This is a genomic window from Corynebacterium sp. BD556 (assembly GCF_038452275.1).
Classification (GTDB): domain Bacteria; phylum Actinomycetota; class Actinomycetes; order Mycobacteriales; family Mycobacteriaceae; genus Corynebacterium; species Corynebacterium mayonis.
The window spans coordinates 2,107,980-2,125,230 of sequence record NZ_CP141643.1; the positions used below are offsets into that span (position 1 = coordinate 2,107,980).

At 60.3% G+C, this 17,251-nt stretch carries 16 protein-coding genes; 4 read left to right on the forward strand and 12 right to left on the reverse strand.

The features are described 5' to 3' along the window. Nucleotide 1 precedes the first annotated feature (1 nt). Nucleotides 2-1,669, reverse strand: coding sequence for an AMP-binding protein (locus VLL26_RS09875; RefSeq protein ID WP_342318900.1), 1,668 nt, complete (start codon nt 1,667-1,669; stop codon nt 2-4). Nucleotides 1,670-1,879: 210 nt separating this feature from the next. On the opposite strand from VLL26_RS09875, the gene VLL26_RS09880 reads away from it, so the two are divergent. Genes VLL26_RS09880 through VLL26_RS09890 form a run of 3 tightly spaced genes read left to right on the forward strand, consistent with a single transcriptional unit; the run spans nt 1,880 to nt 4,508 of the window. Further along, nucleotides 1,880-2,716 (forward strand): GDSL-type esterase/lipase family protein, encoded by an 837-nt coding sequence (locus tag VLL26_RS09880; protein ID WP_342318901.1) that lies wholly within the window; start codon nt 1,880-1,882, stop codon nt 2,714-2,716. A 45-nt stretch (nt 2,717-2,761) separates the two neighbouring features. Next, entirely contained in the window at nt 2,762-3,868 is a 1,107-nt protein-coding gene (locus VLL26_RS09885; protein ID WP_342318902.1) for an S-(hydroxymethyl)mycothiol dehydrogenase, read from the forward strand. Between the two features lie 13 nt (nt 3,869-3,881). Next, nucleotides 3,882-4,508: an MBL fold metallo-hydrolase gene (locus tag VLL26_RS09890; protein WP_342318903.1), complete on the forward strand. Its 627-nt coding sequence runs from the start codon at nt 3,882-3,884 to the stop codon at nt 4,506-4,508. Nucleotides 4,509-4,552: 44 nt separating this feature from the next. Here the strand turns inward: VLL26_RS09890 and VLL26_RS09895 are convergent, their stop codons facing one another. From VLL26_RS09895 to VLL26_RS09940, 10 genes are all read right to left on the reverse strand, one after another. Then, nucleotides 4,553-4,891 carry a DUF2304 domain-containing protein gene (locus VLL26_RS09895; RefSeq protein WP_342318904.1) on the reverse strand — a complete coding sequence of 113 codons (339 nt, stop codon included), beginning with the start codon at nt 4,889-4,891 and terminating at the stop codon, nt 4,553-4,555. Continuing rightward, nucleotides 4,888-5,586 (reverse strand): glycosyltransferase family 2 protein, encoded by a 699-nt coding sequence (locus VLL26_RS09900; RefSeq protein ID WP_342318905.1) that lies wholly within the window; start codon nt 5,584-5,586, stop codon nt 4,888-4,890. The genes VLL26_RS09895 and VLL26_RS09900 overlap by 4 nt, the downstream gene beginning before the upstream one ends. Nucleotides 5,587-5,599: 13 nt before the next feature. Beyond that, complete coding sequence (locus VLL26_RS09905; RefSeq protein WP_342318906.1) at nt 5,600-6,418, reverse strand: glycosyltransferase; 819 nt, start codon at nt 6,416-6,418, stop codon at nt 5,600-5,602. 11 nt (nt 6,419-6,429) lie between these two features. Then, a complete protein-coding gene (gene rfbA / locus VLL26_RS09910) occupies nt 6,430-7,293 on the reverse strand; it encodes a glucose-1-phosphate thymidylyltransferase RfbA (RefSeq protein WP_342318907.1) in 864 nt (287 codons plus the stop codon). After that, nucleotides 7,290-8,609, reverse strand: a complete 1,320-nt coding sequence (locus VLL26_RS09915; RefSeq protein ID WP_342318908.1) for a sugar nucleotide-binding protein — start codon at nt 8,607-8,609, stop codon at nt 7,290-7,292. Before VLL26_RS09915 ends, rfbA begins: the two co-directional genes overlap by 4 nt. Nucleotides 8,610-8,611: 2 nt before the next feature. Then, a complete protein-coding gene (rfbB, locus tag VLL26_RS09920; protein WP_342318909.1) occupies nt 8,612-9,598 on the reverse strand; it encodes a dTDP-glucose 4,6-dehydratase in 987 nt (328 codons plus the stop codon). 9 nt (nt 9,599-9,607) lie between these two features. After that, nucleotides 9,608-10,786, reverse strand: a complete 1,179-nt coding sequence (locus VLL26_RS09925; RefSeq protein WP_342318910.1) for a hypothetical protein — start codon at nt 10,784-10,786, stop codon at nt 9,608-9,610. Next, complete coding sequence (locus tag VLL26_RS09930) at nt 10,783-12,027, reverse strand: M1 family metallopeptidase (RefSeq protein WP_342318911.1); 1,245 nt, start codon at nt 12,025-12,027, stop codon at nt 10,783-10,785. The genes VLL26_RS09925 and VLL26_RS09930 overlap by 4 nt, the downstream gene beginning before the upstream one ends. A 33-nt stretch (nt 12,028-12,060) precedes the next feature. After that, nucleotides 12,061-13,170, reverse strand: a complete 1,110-nt coding sequence (locus VLL26_RS09935; protein WP_342318912.1) for an alpha/beta hydrolase — start codon at nt 13,168-13,170, stop codon at nt 12,061-12,063. A gap of 373 nt (nt 13,171-13,543) precedes the next feature. Then, a complete protein-coding gene (locus VLL26_RS09940) occupies nt 13,544-14,899 on the reverse strand; it encodes an alpha/beta hydrolase-fold protein (protein WP_342318913.1) in 1,356 nt (451 codons plus the stop codon). Between the two features lie 147 nt (nt 14,900-15,046). Between VLL26_RS09940 and lpdA the strand changes: the two genes are divergently transcribed. Beyond that, nucleotides 15,047-16,459 carry a dihydrolipoyl dehydrogenase gene (lpdA, locus tag VLL26_RS09945; RefSeq protein ID WP_342318914.1) on the forward strand — a complete coding sequence of 471 codons (1,413 nt, stop codon included), beginning with the start codon at nt 15,047-15,049 and terminating at the stop codon, nt 16,457-16,459. 78 nt (nt 16,460-16,537) lie between these two features. On the opposite strand, the gene VLL26_RS09950 is transcribed toward lpdA, so the two are convergent. Then, entirely contained in the window at nt 16,538-16,996 is a 459-nt protein-coding gene (locus tag VLL26_RS09950) for a hypothetical protein (protein ID WP_342318915.1), read from the reverse strand. Nucleotides 16,997-17,251 lie beyond the last annotated feature (255 nt).

Sequence of the window (17,251 nt, forward strand, 5' to 3'; positions counted from 1 at the left end):
GTCAGTCCTCGCGGGTCGACTCGGGCAGATGATGAGGCATAACTTTACCGGTGGCGTTGCGCGGTAGGGAATCGACGAAGTTGACGTCGCGCGGGACGGAGTGGTCGGCGAGGTTGTCGCGGACCCAGTTGCGCACAGCGTCGGCGGTCAAGGCGCGGCCAGCGTCGTCATCGCTGCGCACGACCCACACGGCGACGCGCTTGAAGGTGTCCTCATCGTCGACGCCGCCGGAGTGCAGCTCAAAGATGCCGGGCATGCGCTCGAGCACCTCAGTGACCGATTGGGGGTGGACGTTTTCTCCGCCGACGATGATCATTTCGTCGTTGCGGGAAAGGACGTTGAGGTGGCCGTCTTCGTCGAAGTAGCCGAGGTCGCCGATTTCTACCAAGCCGTTGATGCTTTCGATGCGTTTGGTGGGGTTGGAGTAGCCTTTCAGGGCTGTTTCGTTGGTGAGGAAGATGCGGCCAACTTCGCCGTGGGGAACTTCGTTGCCGTTGTCGTCGTAAAGCCTCAGCACGGTCCCGGGTGGGGTGACGCCGGCGACCGTGGGTTTTTTGGCGATCATCTCTGCTGTCGCGCAGGCGGCCAGGGCGAGTTCGGTGGAGCCGTAGTAGTTGGACAAGATGGGGCCGAAGCGTGCGATGGTGCGCTCGACAAGGAGGGGCGTTAGGGCGTTGCCTGCGGAGGCGATGAAGCGCAGCGTGGAGGTGTCCCACTTTTCGTTGTTTTCAAGGTCGAGCATTTGCTTGAAAAAAATTGGTGAGGAGACCATGCCGTCGCACCGAAAGGCTTGGATCTGGCGGAAGACGTTTTCGGGGTTGAAGATGCGTTGCGTGATTACCGTACTTCGGGTTGCAAACGCCAGGTTGACGGCCGACCAACCCCAGGTGTGAAACATTGACGCTGTGATCTGCAGGCTCATTCCGGTTCGCCAGGGTGCGGCGCTGAGGTAGCCGCCGACGACTAGGGGCAAAACCGGTTCGGAACGCAACACGCCCTTGGGAATTCCGGATGTGCCGGAGGACATCAAGACGATGTCGCCGTGCTTTGGAAAAAGTGGGAGTTTGGGCAGGTTGTCGGTGCCGTCGAGGATGATGCGTTCAAGGCTTAAGTCCTCGCCGTGGTCGCGGGAGGTGTGTGCCCAGATGAGGCTGATGTTTTCGGTGTCTGCGGGGATGCGCTCGGCGAATTCGTCGTCGATGACGAGGATGTTGATGCCGGTTTCTTTGAATGTGCCGGCGAGCTGCTCGCGGGCCGAGCCGACGTTGAGCAGGTAAAGGGAGGCGCCGGCGTAGCCTTTGGCGGTCATCGGCAAGATGATGCCGCGTCCGTTGCGTGCCATGACGCCGATGCGTAGTTGGTCGAGGCCGCGCTCCTGTTTGATTTTGAGGAGGCGGCGGGCGAGTGTTTTGGACTGGGCGGCGAGTTGGGAGTAGGTCAGTACCCCGTTGTCGTCGATAAGCGCGTTGCGCTCTGGCGCGGTGTTAATTCCGTGCTCGACTTCGCGGGCCGTGGTGAAGCGGTAGCGGGCGAGGGTGGCGCCTGCTGTGGGCAGGGCGCGGGGGTTGCCTTCCGTGCCGAGGATGCCGGCGCGGTTGGCGGCGGCGAAGAACTTGGCTATGGAGGAGACGGTAAACGCGGCGCGTTGGACGGGGTTGAGTGGTGTCATCACATTCCTTAGAACGTATTGGTATTCACATTATAGTCGTTTCCGTGGATCAATTTCGTAGTTGAAAGTAGTTATTATTGCCGACTAGAGTTGTCAATGGTACTAATGGGACGTAGGTGGCACAACGCCGGGCTTACTCATGTAACGATCCTGCAACAGTGTCCGGATATAGTGGTCGAATTGGAAGCCCAGAAACCAGTAAGGAATGTTATGGCTATCTCTTGCATCCGTCGCACCGTAGCAGCCCTCGGTGCCGCCGCACTGGCCGCCCTCGGCGGCCTGGCTGCCCCCGCGGCGCATGCCCAGGAGCGCAACATGGTGATCTTCGGCGACTCCGTCATCGCGGACCCCAACGCTCCCCAGTGGCTGGCAGGCAAGCTTGGCCTCGATTCCCGCGGCTCCTCCGACGTCAACGTCTGGTGCCCGCAGAACCCGTCGAGCTGGGGTCGCCTCGCCGCGCAAAAGCTGGGCCTTGCTGCCTACGACTACTCCTGCAGCGGCACCACGACCATTTCTCCCGGCCCGCAACTTTTCTCTCAAGTTGATCGCGCGCTTCGCGACGGCGGGCTAAACCGCAACACCGCCCGCGTAATCATCTCCACCGGCTTCAACGACACCTACAACAACGACTCCCGCCCGGACGGGGCTGTCCGCGCCGACTTTGTCAACTACATGAGGCCGCAAATTGCCAAGATCCGCGCTGCCGCCCCGAACGCACGGATCCAGTTCGTCGGCTACCCGAAGGTGACAGCCGGCGATCGTGTTTGCCTGTTCCACATCGCACCGAACGTCGCGGACTCCACACCTTTCCCGCAGGTGAGGAAGTGGGAGGACCAGGCGCAGTGGATGATGGTCGACGCCGCTCGCGCCACCGGCACGGAGTTTGTGGACCTCAAGCCTTCCACCTGGAACAGCCACATGTGTGCCCCGGACCACCTGCGCATGTGGGCTGGTTTTGTTGATTTCTATGGCGGCCCGGGCAACCTGCCCATCCACGTCAACGCGCGCGGGCACCAGCACGTGGCCAACGTGATTGCTGGATCTTAAGCAAAGGGAAAGCGTTTTCAACGAATTTTCATTACCCTTGTGGGCATGACTGAAATTGTTTCTGGTGTCATTGCCCGCGAAAAGGGAGCCCCCGTCGAACTTGTGGAGATCCGCATACCCGACCCGGGCCCCCATGATGTAATAGTAAAAGTCCAGGCCACGGGTGTGTGCCACACCGATCTGGCGTACCGTGACGGCGATATCGCCGACGATTTTCCTTTCCTGCTGGGGCACGAAACGGCGGGTGTCGTTGAGTCCGTCGGCAGCGACGTCGAGCACGTCGCCGTCGGCGATTTTGTCGTCCTAAACTGGCGGGCAGTGTGTGGAGAGTGCCGCGCCTGCCGCAAAGGCGACACCAAGAACTGCTTCAACACCCACAACGCCTCCCAACCGATGACGCTCAACGATGAGGCCGGCACTGTGTTAACCCCGGCCCTTGGGATCGGTTCCTTCGCGGATAAAACCCTGGTGCATGAGAAGCAATGCACAAAGGTTGACCCGCAGGCGGACCCCGCTGCCGCGGGCCTGCTCGGCTGCGGCATCATGGCCGGCTTGGGCGCGGCGGTCAACACCGGCGGAGTCCAGCGCGGCGAGTCCGTGGTGGTTTTTGGCCTCGGTGGCGTCGGTTTGGCCGCCGTTGCCGGCGCCCACTTGGCGGGCGCCACAACAATCATTGGGGTGGACCTGGATCAGCGCAAATGTGACGCCGCCACCAAGACCTTCGGTGCCACCCACTCCATCTGTTCTCAGGGTATGAGCGAGGAGGAGGTCATCGAGGCCGTGCGCGCGTTAACAGGTGGATTCGGCACGGATGTCTCCATCGACGCTGTCGGGATTCAGCTAACCTGGCGCCAGGCTTTCTACTCTCGCGACCACGCCGGGCGCATGGTGATGGTGGGGGTTCCGAACATGACCGACCACATCGACATCCCCGCGATCGACGTCTATGGCCGCGGTGGTTCCATCAAGCCGGCGTGGTACGGGGACTGTTTGCCGGAGCGTGATTTCCCGACCTACGTAGACCTGCACATGCAGGGTCGTTTCCCGCTCGACGAGTTCGTCTCCGAGCGCATCGGCCCGGCTGATGTGGAGGAAGCTTTTGCAAAGATGAAACGCGGCGACGTTTTGCGCAGCGTCGTCGAGTACAAGTAGGGAGGAAAAGCCAATGTCTTTGCACATTGACAACGTTGTCACCTCCGGGCTGTTCAAGCTCGATGGCGGCGAATGGGAGGTGGACAATAACGTCTGGGTTGTCGGCGACGCCACGGAGGTCTACATCATTGATGCTGCTCACGATGCGCAGGCCATCGCGCGCGCTGTGGGGGATCGGCATGTCAAAGGGATTATCGCAACCCACGGCCACAACGATCACATCGATGTGGCCCCAGAATTGAGCACGCTGGTTGACGCCCCCGTGTACCTCCACCCCGGCGACGACATGCTTTGGCGTGAGGCGAACCCCGATTTCACCTTCACCCCCGTCGAGGACGGCCAGGTCTTTGACATCGCCGGCACTCATCTAAAGGTTTTGTCCACCCCGGGTCACTCGCCGGGCTCCATCGTGCTTTACGCGCAGGAGGCAGAGGAGTTGTTCTCTGGGGATACCCTCTTTCAGGGCGGGCCGGGGGCGACGGGGCGTTCCTACTCCTCCTTCGACACCATCATTGAGTCGTTGCAAAAGCGCGTGCTCGATCTGCCTTCCCAAACGATCGTGCGCACCGGCCACGGTGACCACACGACCATTGGCCAGGAGGCCCCTCACCTGGAGGAATGGATCCGTCGCGGTTATTAAAACGCGCAGCCGGGTGTGTGGCAAACGGCACGCAAGTTCCGCGCCTAATCCCTATTGTCTGGCGTGATCGCGTTTTGCAGCGCGATCGCGCGGGCCAGTCGGGCGTAGCGCAGCTCTTGCTCGCGGAAGCGGGTCCAGGTGGACAATGTGGTGAAGAAAAAGGCGATGATCAGCACGTAAAGCATGAGGTCGGTGCCGCGGTCGACTCCGAGCCAATTGGCGATAACGGTGATGTCGTCGGGGCGCAGAATGGCCCAGACAGCGGCGAAAACTAACGTGACGAAGCCGATTTTCACCCAAGCTTTGGCATTTGCTTTACGACGGTTGGCGAAGAAGTACGCCACCAATCCCGCCGCAGCCAGAAGTAGAAGTACCTGGATCATGGCAGCCTCCGTGCAACGATTTCATCGGCCAAGATGTTGACGCCGTTGATGAGGGATTGCCCCTTGCTCATCGAATACTCGGTGTAGAGGATGTCGACGGGTTCCTCGGCGACCCGCCAATTCAACTTGTCGATCATGGCGACGATCTCCGAGGCGTGGGACATGCCGTTCATTCGGATGTTCATCTCTTGGGCCACCTTCAGGTTAAAGGCGCGCAGGCCATTGTGGGCGTCGCTAAGCCCTAGCCTGCGGGTGCGTGGAGAGAGGACAACAACAGTTTTAAGTACGGCGCGTTTGAGCCACGGAACTTCGGAATTTTCCTGGCCGGCGAAGCGGGTCCCCACCACGATGTCGATTGGTTCCTGACGCAGCCGGTTGACCATGCGAACGACGTCTTTGACCTGGTGTTGGCCGTCGGCGTCGAAGGTGACAAAAAACTGTGCACCCGGCTGCGCGCGGGCGTATTCCACCCCGGTTTGGATCGCGGCGCCTTGGCCGAGGTTTACCGGGTGGCTCACCAGGTGGGCGCCGCCGGCAAGGATCGCGGTGGCCGAGTTGTCCCAGGAGCCGTCGTTGACCGCGACGATGTTCGGAAACGTCTTCCGGGCATGCGCGATAACCTGCTCGATGACGGGCCCCTCGTTGAAGCAGGGGACGATCAGCCAGGTGTCCCGGAAGTCCTGCGTTGTTTTCATACCAGCGACCAGATTACCCCTCGCGGTGGAAAAGTTTGGCGTATACACGCGTGAGCACCGCGGTGGGCAAAAGGCGGTAAGCGGAGCGTATGAGGTAGTTTAGCCGCGCCCGAAAGGGGGAGACGAGGCCGTAAGAAACCAGGTTGCTTTGGAGCTGTTTCTCCGCGGCGAACATCTCTTTGCCGGTGCGGCGGGCGAATTGGGCGGCGTTGACCCGGAAAAAGGTAAGCGGTTCAGGCAGGTTGTGAAGCTGCTGGCCGGAAGCGATAAGGCGCGCCCACAGGTCGTAATCTTCCATGAAATGAACACCTTTGTAGCCGCCCACGTTTTTGACCTCCGCGGTGCGAAACATCACCGAGGGGTGGTTCAGGGGAGAGTTAATGCGGGCGTAGCGGGCTAGCGCGGCGTGGGTTTCGGGGAGGGCCCGGGTTTTTAACTTAGAGCCGATCTGATCGTCCGTTTCGAACTCGGCAACCGCCGTCCCCAGGGCAGCAACCTCGGGGTGGTCCTCCAAAAAAGCGAGCTGGGTAGCAAGCCGGTCAGGTGCGGCGATGTCGTCGGTGTCGAGGCGCAGCACGTAGGTGGAGGAAATGGTGTCCAAACCCGCCTGCAGAGCCGGGCCGAGCCCGACGTTGACGGGCAGGGCCACGGTGCGAACATCCCCCGCATAGGTTTGGACGGCCCGCTCAACCTCCGCGGAGACGGGGCCGTCGTAGACCAAGACGATCTCATCGGCCCGCCGTGTTTGCGAGAGCAAGGAATCAAGCGCGGCGGTCAGCTCCGCCACCGGGGTGTTCCGGTAGGCGGACAGGAGGGCAGAAACGGTGCTCACGGGCGCTTATCTTAGTCGCGGGCGGCGTCGAGAAGATAATGCCCGTAGCCAGATTTCAGTGTCGCCTGAGCAAGCGCGGTGAGCTCCGCGCGGGAAATGAACCCTTCCCTATAGGCGGCCACCTCGGGCGAACCGATGATGGTGCCGGTGCGCTTTTGGATCACCTCGACATAGGCGCTAGCTTCCGACATCGAATCGATCGTGCCGGTGTCCAACCACACATCACCTCGGTGCAGGCGATGGACTTTCAACCGGCCCGCCTGCAGATACGCCTCGTTGACGCTGGTGATTTCTAGCTCCCCGCGATCACTCGGCTCGACGGACTTGGCAATCTCGACGACACTGTTGTCGTAAAAATACAAACCAGCCACGGCGAAGTTAGAGCGCGGGTTGTCCGGTTTTTCCTCAATCGAGGTGGCGGTGCCGTCGGGGTTGAAAGAGACAACACCGTAGCGAGTTGGGTCGGACACCTCATAGGCGAAGATGGCGCCGCCGTCGACGTCGTGGATCCCGGCCAGAGTTTGGAAAAAGCCGGCGCCTTCGAAAATGTTGTCGCCGAGCACGAGCGCGACAGAATCCGCGCCGATAAAGTCCTCGCCGATGATGAAGGCCTGGGCCAAACCGTCAGGGGAAGGTTGGATGGCGTAGTCGAGCATGATGCCGAACTGGGAGCCATCGCCAAGGAGGCGTCGAAAAGCGTGCGCGTCCTCAGGTGTCGTGATGACAAGGATTTCTCTCACACCCGCGCTGATGAGAGTGCTCAGCGGATAGTAGATCATCGGCTTGTCGTAGATGGGCATGAGCTGCTTCGAAATGCCCTGCGTGATCGGGTACAAGCGGGTGCCGGAGCCGCCAGCGAGAATGATGCCCTTCATCGGTCCCCTAAATGCAGCGCGAGTTCGGCACGCCAGTTACTCGGCGTGAAACCGGTGGCCTTGATTTTGTCCAAAGAAAGCGTCGACTCCTTCGGGCGGGGTGCCTCCGGGCTCACCAGCTCGGCGTACTGCTGCGTGCTCACCGGCACAACCTTACTGGCATCACTGCCGCAGCCGATGAATACCGCCATGGCAATTTCGTCGCGGGAGGCCACATCGCCGTCGGAAGATACGTTGTAGACACCGAACGGCGCACCGACTTTCAAAAGGTGCGCGATTGCCTTGGCCAGGTCTTCGGCGGAGGTGGGGCGACCGCGCTGGTCCGAGATCACCTTCGGGCTCACCCCGCGCTCGCACAGATCCGCCATCGTGTCCATGAAGTTCGCGCCCTCCCCAAAGACCCATGAGGTGCGCACCACATAGTGTTTGCGGGCCAGTTGGGCGGCGAGATCGCCCGCGGCTTTCGACGCCCCATAAACCGACAGGGGAGAAGGAGCCTCATCTTCGGTGTGGACTTCGACCGTGCCATCGAATATGTAGTCGCTGGAGACGTGAACCAAGGTCAGGTCATGTTCATTGGTTAGCCTTGTCAGCTCGGCGACGGCGCTGGAGTTGACTCGCCACGCTGTCGCTTGGTCAGCTTCGGCGCCGTTGACGTCGTTGTACGCCGCGCAGTTAATGACCGCCCAGTAGCGCGACCAGTCCACCCCGGACAGATCGGTAATGTCGAGCTGCGCGCGGCTGAAAAACTCCGCTTCCTTCTCGGAATAGATTCTTTGCAGTGCGCGACCAAGTTGGCCGTTGGCGCCCGTGACCAAAATGCGGCGCGGTTTGACCGGGGTGGCTGCGCGAAACGTGGGGTGGGTGCGGTCGGCTGCGGAAAGCTCAGTGGGCGCAAGCGGCCACTCGATGTCGTGGAGGGAGCAATACGCGTACTGCCCGTCGGGGTCGTAGCGCTCGTTGACGAGGTAGATGTAGCTTGTCGCATCTTCCAAAGCCTGGAAGCCGTTGGCCACGCCGCGGGGGACGAACACTGCGGTGCCGGGCCCGATTTCCACGCCGTATTTCTCGCCGTAAGTTGGTGAGCCTTCCCGCATGTCTATCCACGCGCCGAACACGCGCCCGGCGGCGACGGAGACCCACTTATCCCAGGGTTCTGCATGCATGCCGCGGGTGGTGCCGCGTTTCGCGTTGAAACTGACGTTGTTTTGTACGGGCCGAAGCGCCTGCCCGGCCCAGTTCTCTTTGAACCATCCGCGGTTGTCGGCAAGGACGTTCAATTCGTGGATTTCGAGGCCTTCGATTGGAGTGCGCATCCTTATTGCCCGCTTTCTGCGTATCGCTTCTCGACGTCACCTTTGACACCACGCCACCACAGCTCATTTTCGCGGTACCAGGCGATGGTTTTTTCCAACCCGTCCCGCAAGTTCTCCGTGAAGCGGGGCCGCCACCCCAGTTCGGCAGTGATCTTGGTGGTGTCAATGGTGTAGCGCTGGTCGTGTCCCGGGCGGTCTTGAACGTGCTCGTACTCGCCGCCCATCAGCTCACAGATCAGTTCGATGACCTCCTTGTTGCTCACCTTCGGGTGGTTGGCGCCGATATTGTAGGTTTCCCCAGGTCTGCCGCGCTCCACAATGGCCAAGACGGCATCGTTGTGGTCGTCGACGTGGATCCAGTCCCTCACCTGGGCGCCCGAGCCGTAGAGCTTGGCTTTCCTGCCGTCCAAAATGTTGGTGATCTGGCGGGGGATGAACTTTTCTACGTGCTGGTACGGCCCGTAGTTGTTTGAACAGTTCGAGATTGTGGCGTTGATGCCGAAGCTGCGGATCCATGCCCGCACCAGGTGGTCGGAGCTGGCCTTCGTCGCCGAGTACGGGCTGGAGGGGTTGTAAGGGGTGGTTTCGGTGAATTTTTCCTCGCCGGAAACAGGCAAATCGCCGAAAACCTCGTCGGTGGAGATGTGGTGCAGCCGCGCCCCGTGCGCGCGCACCGCCTCCAAAAGGGTGAAGGTGCCCACCACATTGGTGGACACGAAAGGGGAGGGGTCGGCCAGCGAATTGTCGTTATGGGATTCGGCGGCGAAATGCACGACGGTGTCGCAGTCTGCGATGAGGTCGTTGACTAGCTCCTTATCCGTGATGTTGCCGTGGACGAACTCCGCGTCAACGCCCTCGAGGTTTGCGCGGTTGCCTGCGTAGGTCAGCGCGTCGAGCACAACGACTTCGGCGATGTCGCGTGAGCGGACCATGCGCACGAAATTTGCCCCGATGAATCCGGCGCCGCCGGTAACCATCATTCTTCCCATGAAATCCAACTATACGGAGCGTGCCAGACCCGCCGCGTGGACCGCGCAGCCGACGATAGGTCCGGCGAATAAGGCGGCGATAACGGTGGTGGGCACACTATAAGGCAGCAGGAAAAGAAGCGCGAAGGCGACGACTGAGGCCACGACCCAGCCGGCGACGTACCAGCCGTGACTTTCCTGGGCGAGCACCGCGACGCCCGTAATCATCAGCGCGCCCATAAACGCCGAAGCGAAGGTGAGAAAACCTAGCGTGATCCCGTCGACAAATAACTCCGGTTTGAAAGCGAGCCGTAAAACCGCCGGGCCGAGCAAGTAAGCGGCACCGAAACCGACTATTCCGACGCCGAGGACGATTCCGATTGGGGCGGCAAGGGCGGCGAAGATCCGCTCACGCTGCTCCACAAACCGCACCACCAGCGCGGCTTGGAAGCGTTGCAGCGGCACGAGCACGGGGGCGCGGGTGAGCATGACCGCGTTGATGGTCGCTGCGACCACCGCGCCTTCGGACAGGTCGAAAGCTGCGTTGGCCGCCGTGGGAAAACCCGTGATCAACGCTGCGGATGCGCCCGAGGCCAGCATTGCGGAACCGACGCGCCGGGCAAAGACACGCTTGTCGACGTCCACCCTCGCCCGCACTTTATTTCGCAAAAACAGCACCCAGCTCAGCGCCCCAACTACGGTGATGAACAAGAATGCCTCAAGCCCCCACCCGGCCCACCAGGCCACCACCGCCAAGACCAGTCTGATTCCCGAGTCGAAGGCGATGAGCCCGGCGTAGCGCTCCCACAGCTTCGCCCCACTCAAAACCCCGGAAAGGACAGCCTGGAAGACGTAGCTGATTAAGCCGAAAAGCAGCAGGGCGGTTGCCTGCGCGGTGTCGGTGGGCACAACCTTGACCATGAAGGCGCTGCCAGCGAGAAGGGCGGCGGCGAAGACAGCCAGGGAGAGGAACTGGCCGGTGCGCCACGGGGAGGCGTCGCCAAGCGTGCCCGTGTCGCGCTGCGTTGCCACGGCGCGGGTGGTTTCGTGAGTGATGCCGTCGATCAGTCCGGCGGACGCGAAAAACAATCCCCAGAAGGCCGCGAAATAGCGGTAATCCGTCGCAGCATCCAAAGCCCAGCTGGCCACCCACAAAACGACAAAGCCCGACAGGGCCGCAAAAACCGTAGCAAGCGACAGACTTCTCACGGGCACTCCGGAAGTTCGGGGTGGTTCAACCAAGCATCCAAAAGGTCCTCTATGCCCGCCCCATAAGCACTCATCGCGTTGACCAGGTCAAAAGGCTCCACAACACCATGAGCATTGCGCGCCACGTAGTCTCGCACGGCAGAAAAGAAACTCTCATCGCCCAGGTGGCGCCGCAGAGCATGCAACGTGATCGCGCCACGCTTATACACGCGGTCATCGAACATGTGGCGCGGGCCCGGATCAGCCAGCACAAAACGTTGCGGGGTGAGCTTGTCGTAGTGCTCACGCACCGAAACATCAATCGGAGTGCCCTTGTGCTCAGCCCACAACCACTCGGCGTAGCAGGCGAAACCTTCATTGAGCCAAATATCGTTCCACTGGGCGATCCCCAGGGAATTGCCAAACCACTGATGGGCCAGCTCGTGCGCGATTAACCGCTCGTTGCGAAGCAGGTGATTGCGGCCGAAAATTGCCATGCCCTGGGCCTCCAAGGGGATCTCCAACGGATCCTCCGTCACTATCACCTCGTAGCGCTCGAAGGGGTAAGGGCCGAAGACACCACGGAAGAAATCCAGCATCTCCTGCTGCTTGGCTAAGTCTTTCGCAGCTTCACCTGGCGGCAACCAAGCGAAAGTATCGGGACCCAACTGGTGGCGGGTATAGGCGCCGATTTGAAGGGTGGCCAGGTAGGTCGCCATCGGTTTCGAGGTGAAGTTAGTCACGGCCGTGTAGCCGCGGTCAGCGCGCACGTTGAAAGAGTACGTCGCCTTCTCATCTGGTGTGTCGTCGCAGGGAAACCACGTTGAGGCCCCGTTGGGCTGGTTGGCCACCAGCGAGCCGTTGCTGAGTTCTTCCCACCCGAGCGCACCCCACAAGGTGCGGCGCGTGGATGGGTTGCCCGTATAGCGGATGGTGAGTTTGAACTCGGTGTCGACGGGCACGGGGTGAGAAAACGCAATCCGTAGCTTGCCTCCCGACTGGCGAAAACGCGCAATGGTCACCCCGTTAGAGGCCCAGACTTTGCGGACCGTCATGGCTTCGTGCAAGTCCAGCGTCATGTGGTCCAGATCGCGCCAGTTGCTCAGCGTCAGCGTCGCCACGCCATCGAGCCGGTTGGGGCCGACCTTGTAGTCGATGTCCAGATCGTAGTGGCGGACATGAAACCCCAGATTGAAGTCCACACCGGTGTACTCGTCGCGGGTACCGGGGACGGGAGTGGAGCGCAGCCTGTGGAAACTCATCTACGCAAGCATAACGCGCCCCTGCAAGGTGGCCTACATTCCGAAGGCTGGTGCGATGGTGCTAAACCACGAGCGCTGGATGTCCTGCCGCCAGTTCGGCCAAGAGTGTGTGCCCTTGTTGCGGAACTCGTAGTGAGCGGGGATGCCGAGCGAATCCAGCTTCGCACGCAGATCATGCGAGCACTGGTTTACGGCCGCTTCGATCACACCTCCTTCGATTTGCAGTTGGGCAGCGCCTATTGAAGCCACGGGCGCCGGGGCGCCTTGGCCGATGAGGTAGCCCACCATGTCTGTTTCGGAGGCCAGGCCGGTACCGGAGGAAATGTAGAGGGCGGTTCCGCGTAGCTTCGCAGCGTTGGCGAGGGCGTCGTTATAGCCGTTGTACGGCCCACCCATCGGGCCCCACATCATCTCGGGGGTGACGGTTCTGTAATCACCCGCGCGTGAGGCGCGGTTGACGGTCAGGCGGGCGTAATTATAGGCGTGTGGGGAAGCGGTGGCAGCGCAGCCGGAGAAGGAAGCGGCGGCGGCGTAGAACCCCGGGTTGTGCGCCGGCAGCACCAAAGAGGAGGTGCCGGACATGGAAAAGCCCACGATGGCGCGGCGCTGATCCGCGTTTAAGGTGCGCTCGATCGGGCCCGGCAGTTCCTTAGTCAGGAACGTCTCCCACTTTTGCGGGCCGTTGATGTAATCGGATTTGACGTCGTCTTTTACCCAGTCGGTGTAGTAAGAAAACGCGCCCGCCTGGGGGATGACCACGTTGACGCCTTTGCCGCGGAAGAAGTCGCGGGTGGTGAACTTGGTCAGCCAGTCCGCGTCTTGCTCTGCCCCTCCGGCACCGTTGAGTAAGTAGATGATGGGGGCTTTGGCGACACGGTTGCCGTTGGCGTCGGTCGCCGGGATGACGGCGATAGGGATGTCGCGGCCCATCGAGGGGGAGTAGACCTTGTAGGACAGGACGGTTGTGTGGTCGACCTGTTGAACCCAGGTTTGCGGTTGGCCGGTGGCGACGATCTTCGGCGGGTCAGCCGGGGCGTCCCATCCCTTAACTGTGCCTTCCTGGGCGGAGGCGGATGCAGGACAGAAGCCGAGGGCGAGGCAGAGCGTGGTGGCGACCACGGCGAGCGAACGCTTGATGCTCATGGGCGGTTTCATCCTTCTTTTCAAGCTGCGTGTAGCGAATTAATCAATCTCGGTTAATGTAGCGAAATTAGTGGCAGGTTTAAGCCCCGACACTGTTACTATTGTGATTTGTGTGAAAAATGTTACTTCTTATTGGGGGGCGTGTAACAATGAACCAGTCACCGACGACCTACAGGTAGTACAAACCGCACGTTTCCGAGAAGTTAAGGAAAATCCATGGAAGCCATCCAACTGATGATCAACGAAATCCTCGGCGCCCTGATCCACTTCGGATCCTCCACCTCCTCCCAGATCGCCCTTGGCATGGGCCTGTTCTAAAACAGCGAGGAACAAAGCAAAAACCGCCCTTCTCCTGAAGGGCGGTTTTTCGTGTTTAGCCGAGCATCTTCGGCTTAATCACAGTCTCCCAGGACTCCTTCAAATCGTCCTTCCAATACGGCCAGGAGTGAGTTCCTGTGTTGCGGAACTTGAACGTAGCCGGAATGCCTTGGCTGTTTAGCTTCGCACGCAGATCGTGAGTACACGAATTGGTCAGCCCCTCAATAACGCCACCTTCGACCTGGAGGGTAAAAGCGCCTTCCACACCCGCGTTAGAGGACGTGTCAGTCTCACCACCCAGACCCGAACCATTGGAGACGTAGATGGCCTTGCCGCGCAGCTTCTCCGAGTTGACCAAAGCATCGTTGTAGCGGTTGTAATCCGAACCCATCGGGCCCCACAACTGTTCCGGGGTGGTTCCGCCGCGGTTGAGCGTGAGCTGAGAAGCAAACCAAGGCAGCGAGGTGGAGGTGGCGGCACAGCCGGAGAAAGAACCGACAGCGTCAAACCTGTTCGGGTACTGCTCCGCCAACAACAGGGAGGACGTTGCCGACATTGAGAAACCGACGATCGCGTTGCGGCCATTAGAGTTCAGATAGGGGTCGATGGAGGCGGGCAGCTCCTCGCCCAAAAACGTCGCCCACTTCTGCTCACCCTTGTAGTAAGTGCTCTGCTTCGGAGTCTCCAACCAGTTGACGTAGTAGGAGAAGGCACCCTCCATCGGGATGACCACGTTAATGCCCTGGTCACCAAAGATATCCTCGACACCGTTTTTGGACTGCTTATTAGCGAAGTTCTTCGCAATCCAGTCAGTGTTTTGCTCGGAGCCGCCGGCGCCGTTGAGCAGGTAAATGGTCGGGGCGTTAGTGACCCGGTTGCCGTTTTCATCCGTGGCGTAGCGCACCGCGACAGGAATGTCACGGCCCATGGAGGCCGAGCGCACCTGCACGGCCTTCCACGGAGACGGCCCCGTGTACACCGGCTTGATCCTCTCAAGAATCTCAAACCATTCCTGGTTGTTGCCCTTGTAATCCTTCGGTGCCACGGTGAGCTCGACCGGCGCGTTGGCGACGTGGGCAGCAGCGGAAGGCTCGGTGGGCATGTTCTTTAACTGGCTCGACTCCGGCGGCACAACCGCGGCGGACTTGGTGCTTGCAATTCCGGTTGCAGTTGGCTCGGTGGACTTGGATTCAGAAACCGTGGAGGTTTCCTCGCTTGGCGCTTCGGACTCGCTGGTCGGGGTGTTGATCACCGTGGTGTCGTCGACAGCCGGCACCATCTGCGCCTGCTCGAAGCTCACCGCGGGATCCTCGATGGGCGAAGATGCGGTGAGGTGGGACACGGTGGGGATTGTGCCGGCGGCGATGGCAATGGCGGCGACAGCGGCGATAGCTGGACGTGTGATCTTCACGGGCGATACTCACTTCTTAACGACGGACTGGCTTCCTTCGCCATATCTTGCCAGAGAATCCGAACATTACATGCGGACTGCCAAACACCGGCCATGTTTTTCAACTCCACCTACCCACCATGCTGCAAGCCACGTATTCTGTGGGGCGTGAGTAATGAACATTTTGACGTTGTTGTACTCGGTGCGGGCCCCGGTGGCTACGTCGCCGCCATCCGCGCTGCACAGCTAGGCAAAAAAGTTGCTGTTGTAGAGAAGCAATACTGGGGCGGTGTCTGCCTGAACGTGGGCTGTATTCCGTCCAAATCGCTGATCAAAAACGCTGAAGTTGCCAGCATCTTCAACCATGATGCGAAAACCTTCGGCATTAAGGGCGATGTCGAGTTCGATTACGCCGATGCGCACAAACGCTCCCGCGGCGTGTCGGAAAAAATCGTCGGCGGTGTCCACTACCTGATGAAGAAGAACAAGATCACCGAGATCAACGGTTTCGGCTCCTTCAAGGATGCACAAACCATCGAAATTACCGAGGGTGATGATAAGGGCAAGACCGTCACCTTTGATGACTGCATCATCGCCACCGGCTCCGTCGTGCGCACCCTGCCGGGCATCGAGCTTTCGGACAACGTCGTGTCCTACGAGGAGCAGATCCTCAACCCGGAGGCCCCGAAAAAGATGGTCATTGTGGGAGCCGGGGCCATCGGCATGGAGTTTGCCTACGTTTTGTCCAACTACGGCGTCGACGTGACGGTCATTGAGTACATGGATCGCGTCCTGCCGAACGAGGACAAGGACGTGTCTAAGGAAATTGCCAAGGCGTACAAGAAACTCGGCGTGAAGCTGATGACTGGCCACGCCACCACCGCAGTCCGCGACAACGGCGACTCCGTCGAAGTTGACGTGCAAAAAAACGGCACTGACACGACCGAGACTCTCACCGTTGACCGCGTCATGATCTCCGTCGGTTTCGCACCGCGAGTCGAGGGTTATGGCCTTGAAAACACGGGGGTTGAGCTGACCGAGCGCGGCGCGATCGCCATCGATGATCACATGCGCACTAACGTCGATCACATTTACGCGATTGGGGACGTCACCGCGAAGCTCCAACTAGCCCACGTTGCCGAAGCGCAGGGTGTCATTGCTGCGGAGGTCATCGCAGGCGAGGAAACCATGGTCATCGAGGACTACATGATGACCCCCCGCGCCACCTTCTGCAACCCGCAGGTTGCATCCATGGGCTACACCGAGGAGCAGGCAAAGCAGAAGTGGCCGGACCGCGAGATCAAGGTCGCTACCTTCCCCTTCACCGCGAACGGCAAAGCCCTCGGCCTGGCGGAAGCGCAGGGTTTTGGCAAACTCATCGCCGACGCAGAGTTCGGCGAGATCTTGGGCGCTCACCTCGTCGGAGCGCACGTCTCTGAACTGCTGCCGGAGATCACCCTGGCGCAGCGATTCGACCTGACCGCAGGCGAAATTGCGCGCAACATCCACATCCACCCGACACTGTCGGAGGTGCTAAAGGAAGTAGCGCACGGCGTCGAAGGCCACATGATTAACCTCTAGGATTGACCTGAGTCAAGCGCATAAAACAAGCCCACCGCGAAGCGGTGGGCTTGTTTTGGTTTGTATAAGTCGCAGGACCTACTTATCGGAGACAGCTACCGCGACGGCGTCGAGGCTGGTTTCGAGGAAGTCATCGTCAAACTTCTCGGACAGGGCTCGTACCTGGTCGGACTCGATATCGGAGCGGTCGTAGGTCACGGTAACGCGGGTGTGATCAGCGTCCTCGGACTCCAGTTCGTAGAGCCATTTTGCGCCCACGCGCACGCCAGCGGTGAGGTTTTCAATGTTCTTCCAGCCAATGACCTTGTTTTCTTGAATGGCAAAGACCTCGTTGAGGGTTTGGAAGTCGCCGTCTTCCTTGGTCATGTTCATGGTGAACTGGTCGCCGACGGCCTTGAGGCGCTCGGCCTTATCGCTGGAGACAACCATGCCGGAATTGTCGGTTTCGGCGTGGCGGTCTGGGTTCGACAAAAGGTCGAAGAGTACGGAAGCGGGTGCGTCAATTACTCGGGTTGCTGAATTGGTGTCTTGAGCCATGGTGTCCAGTGTAGAGAAAAATACGGCGGAGGTTTTCTTGCCTTATCCCCTGCAACAACCAGTTGGGACTAAGGGTTGACTAACAGTCGAAAGATTGACACCCTTCGGGGGAAATGGTGGGGGTGTCCACTAAGGTAGCGCTTGACAGTGATGAAGGTCACAAAATGGGCGATTGTGACAAAGTGGACATTGAAAGTGCTGGGAGTGACACACGAGCTGCCCGAGGGGCCGCGCGCCCCCGGCAGCGAGCGAACC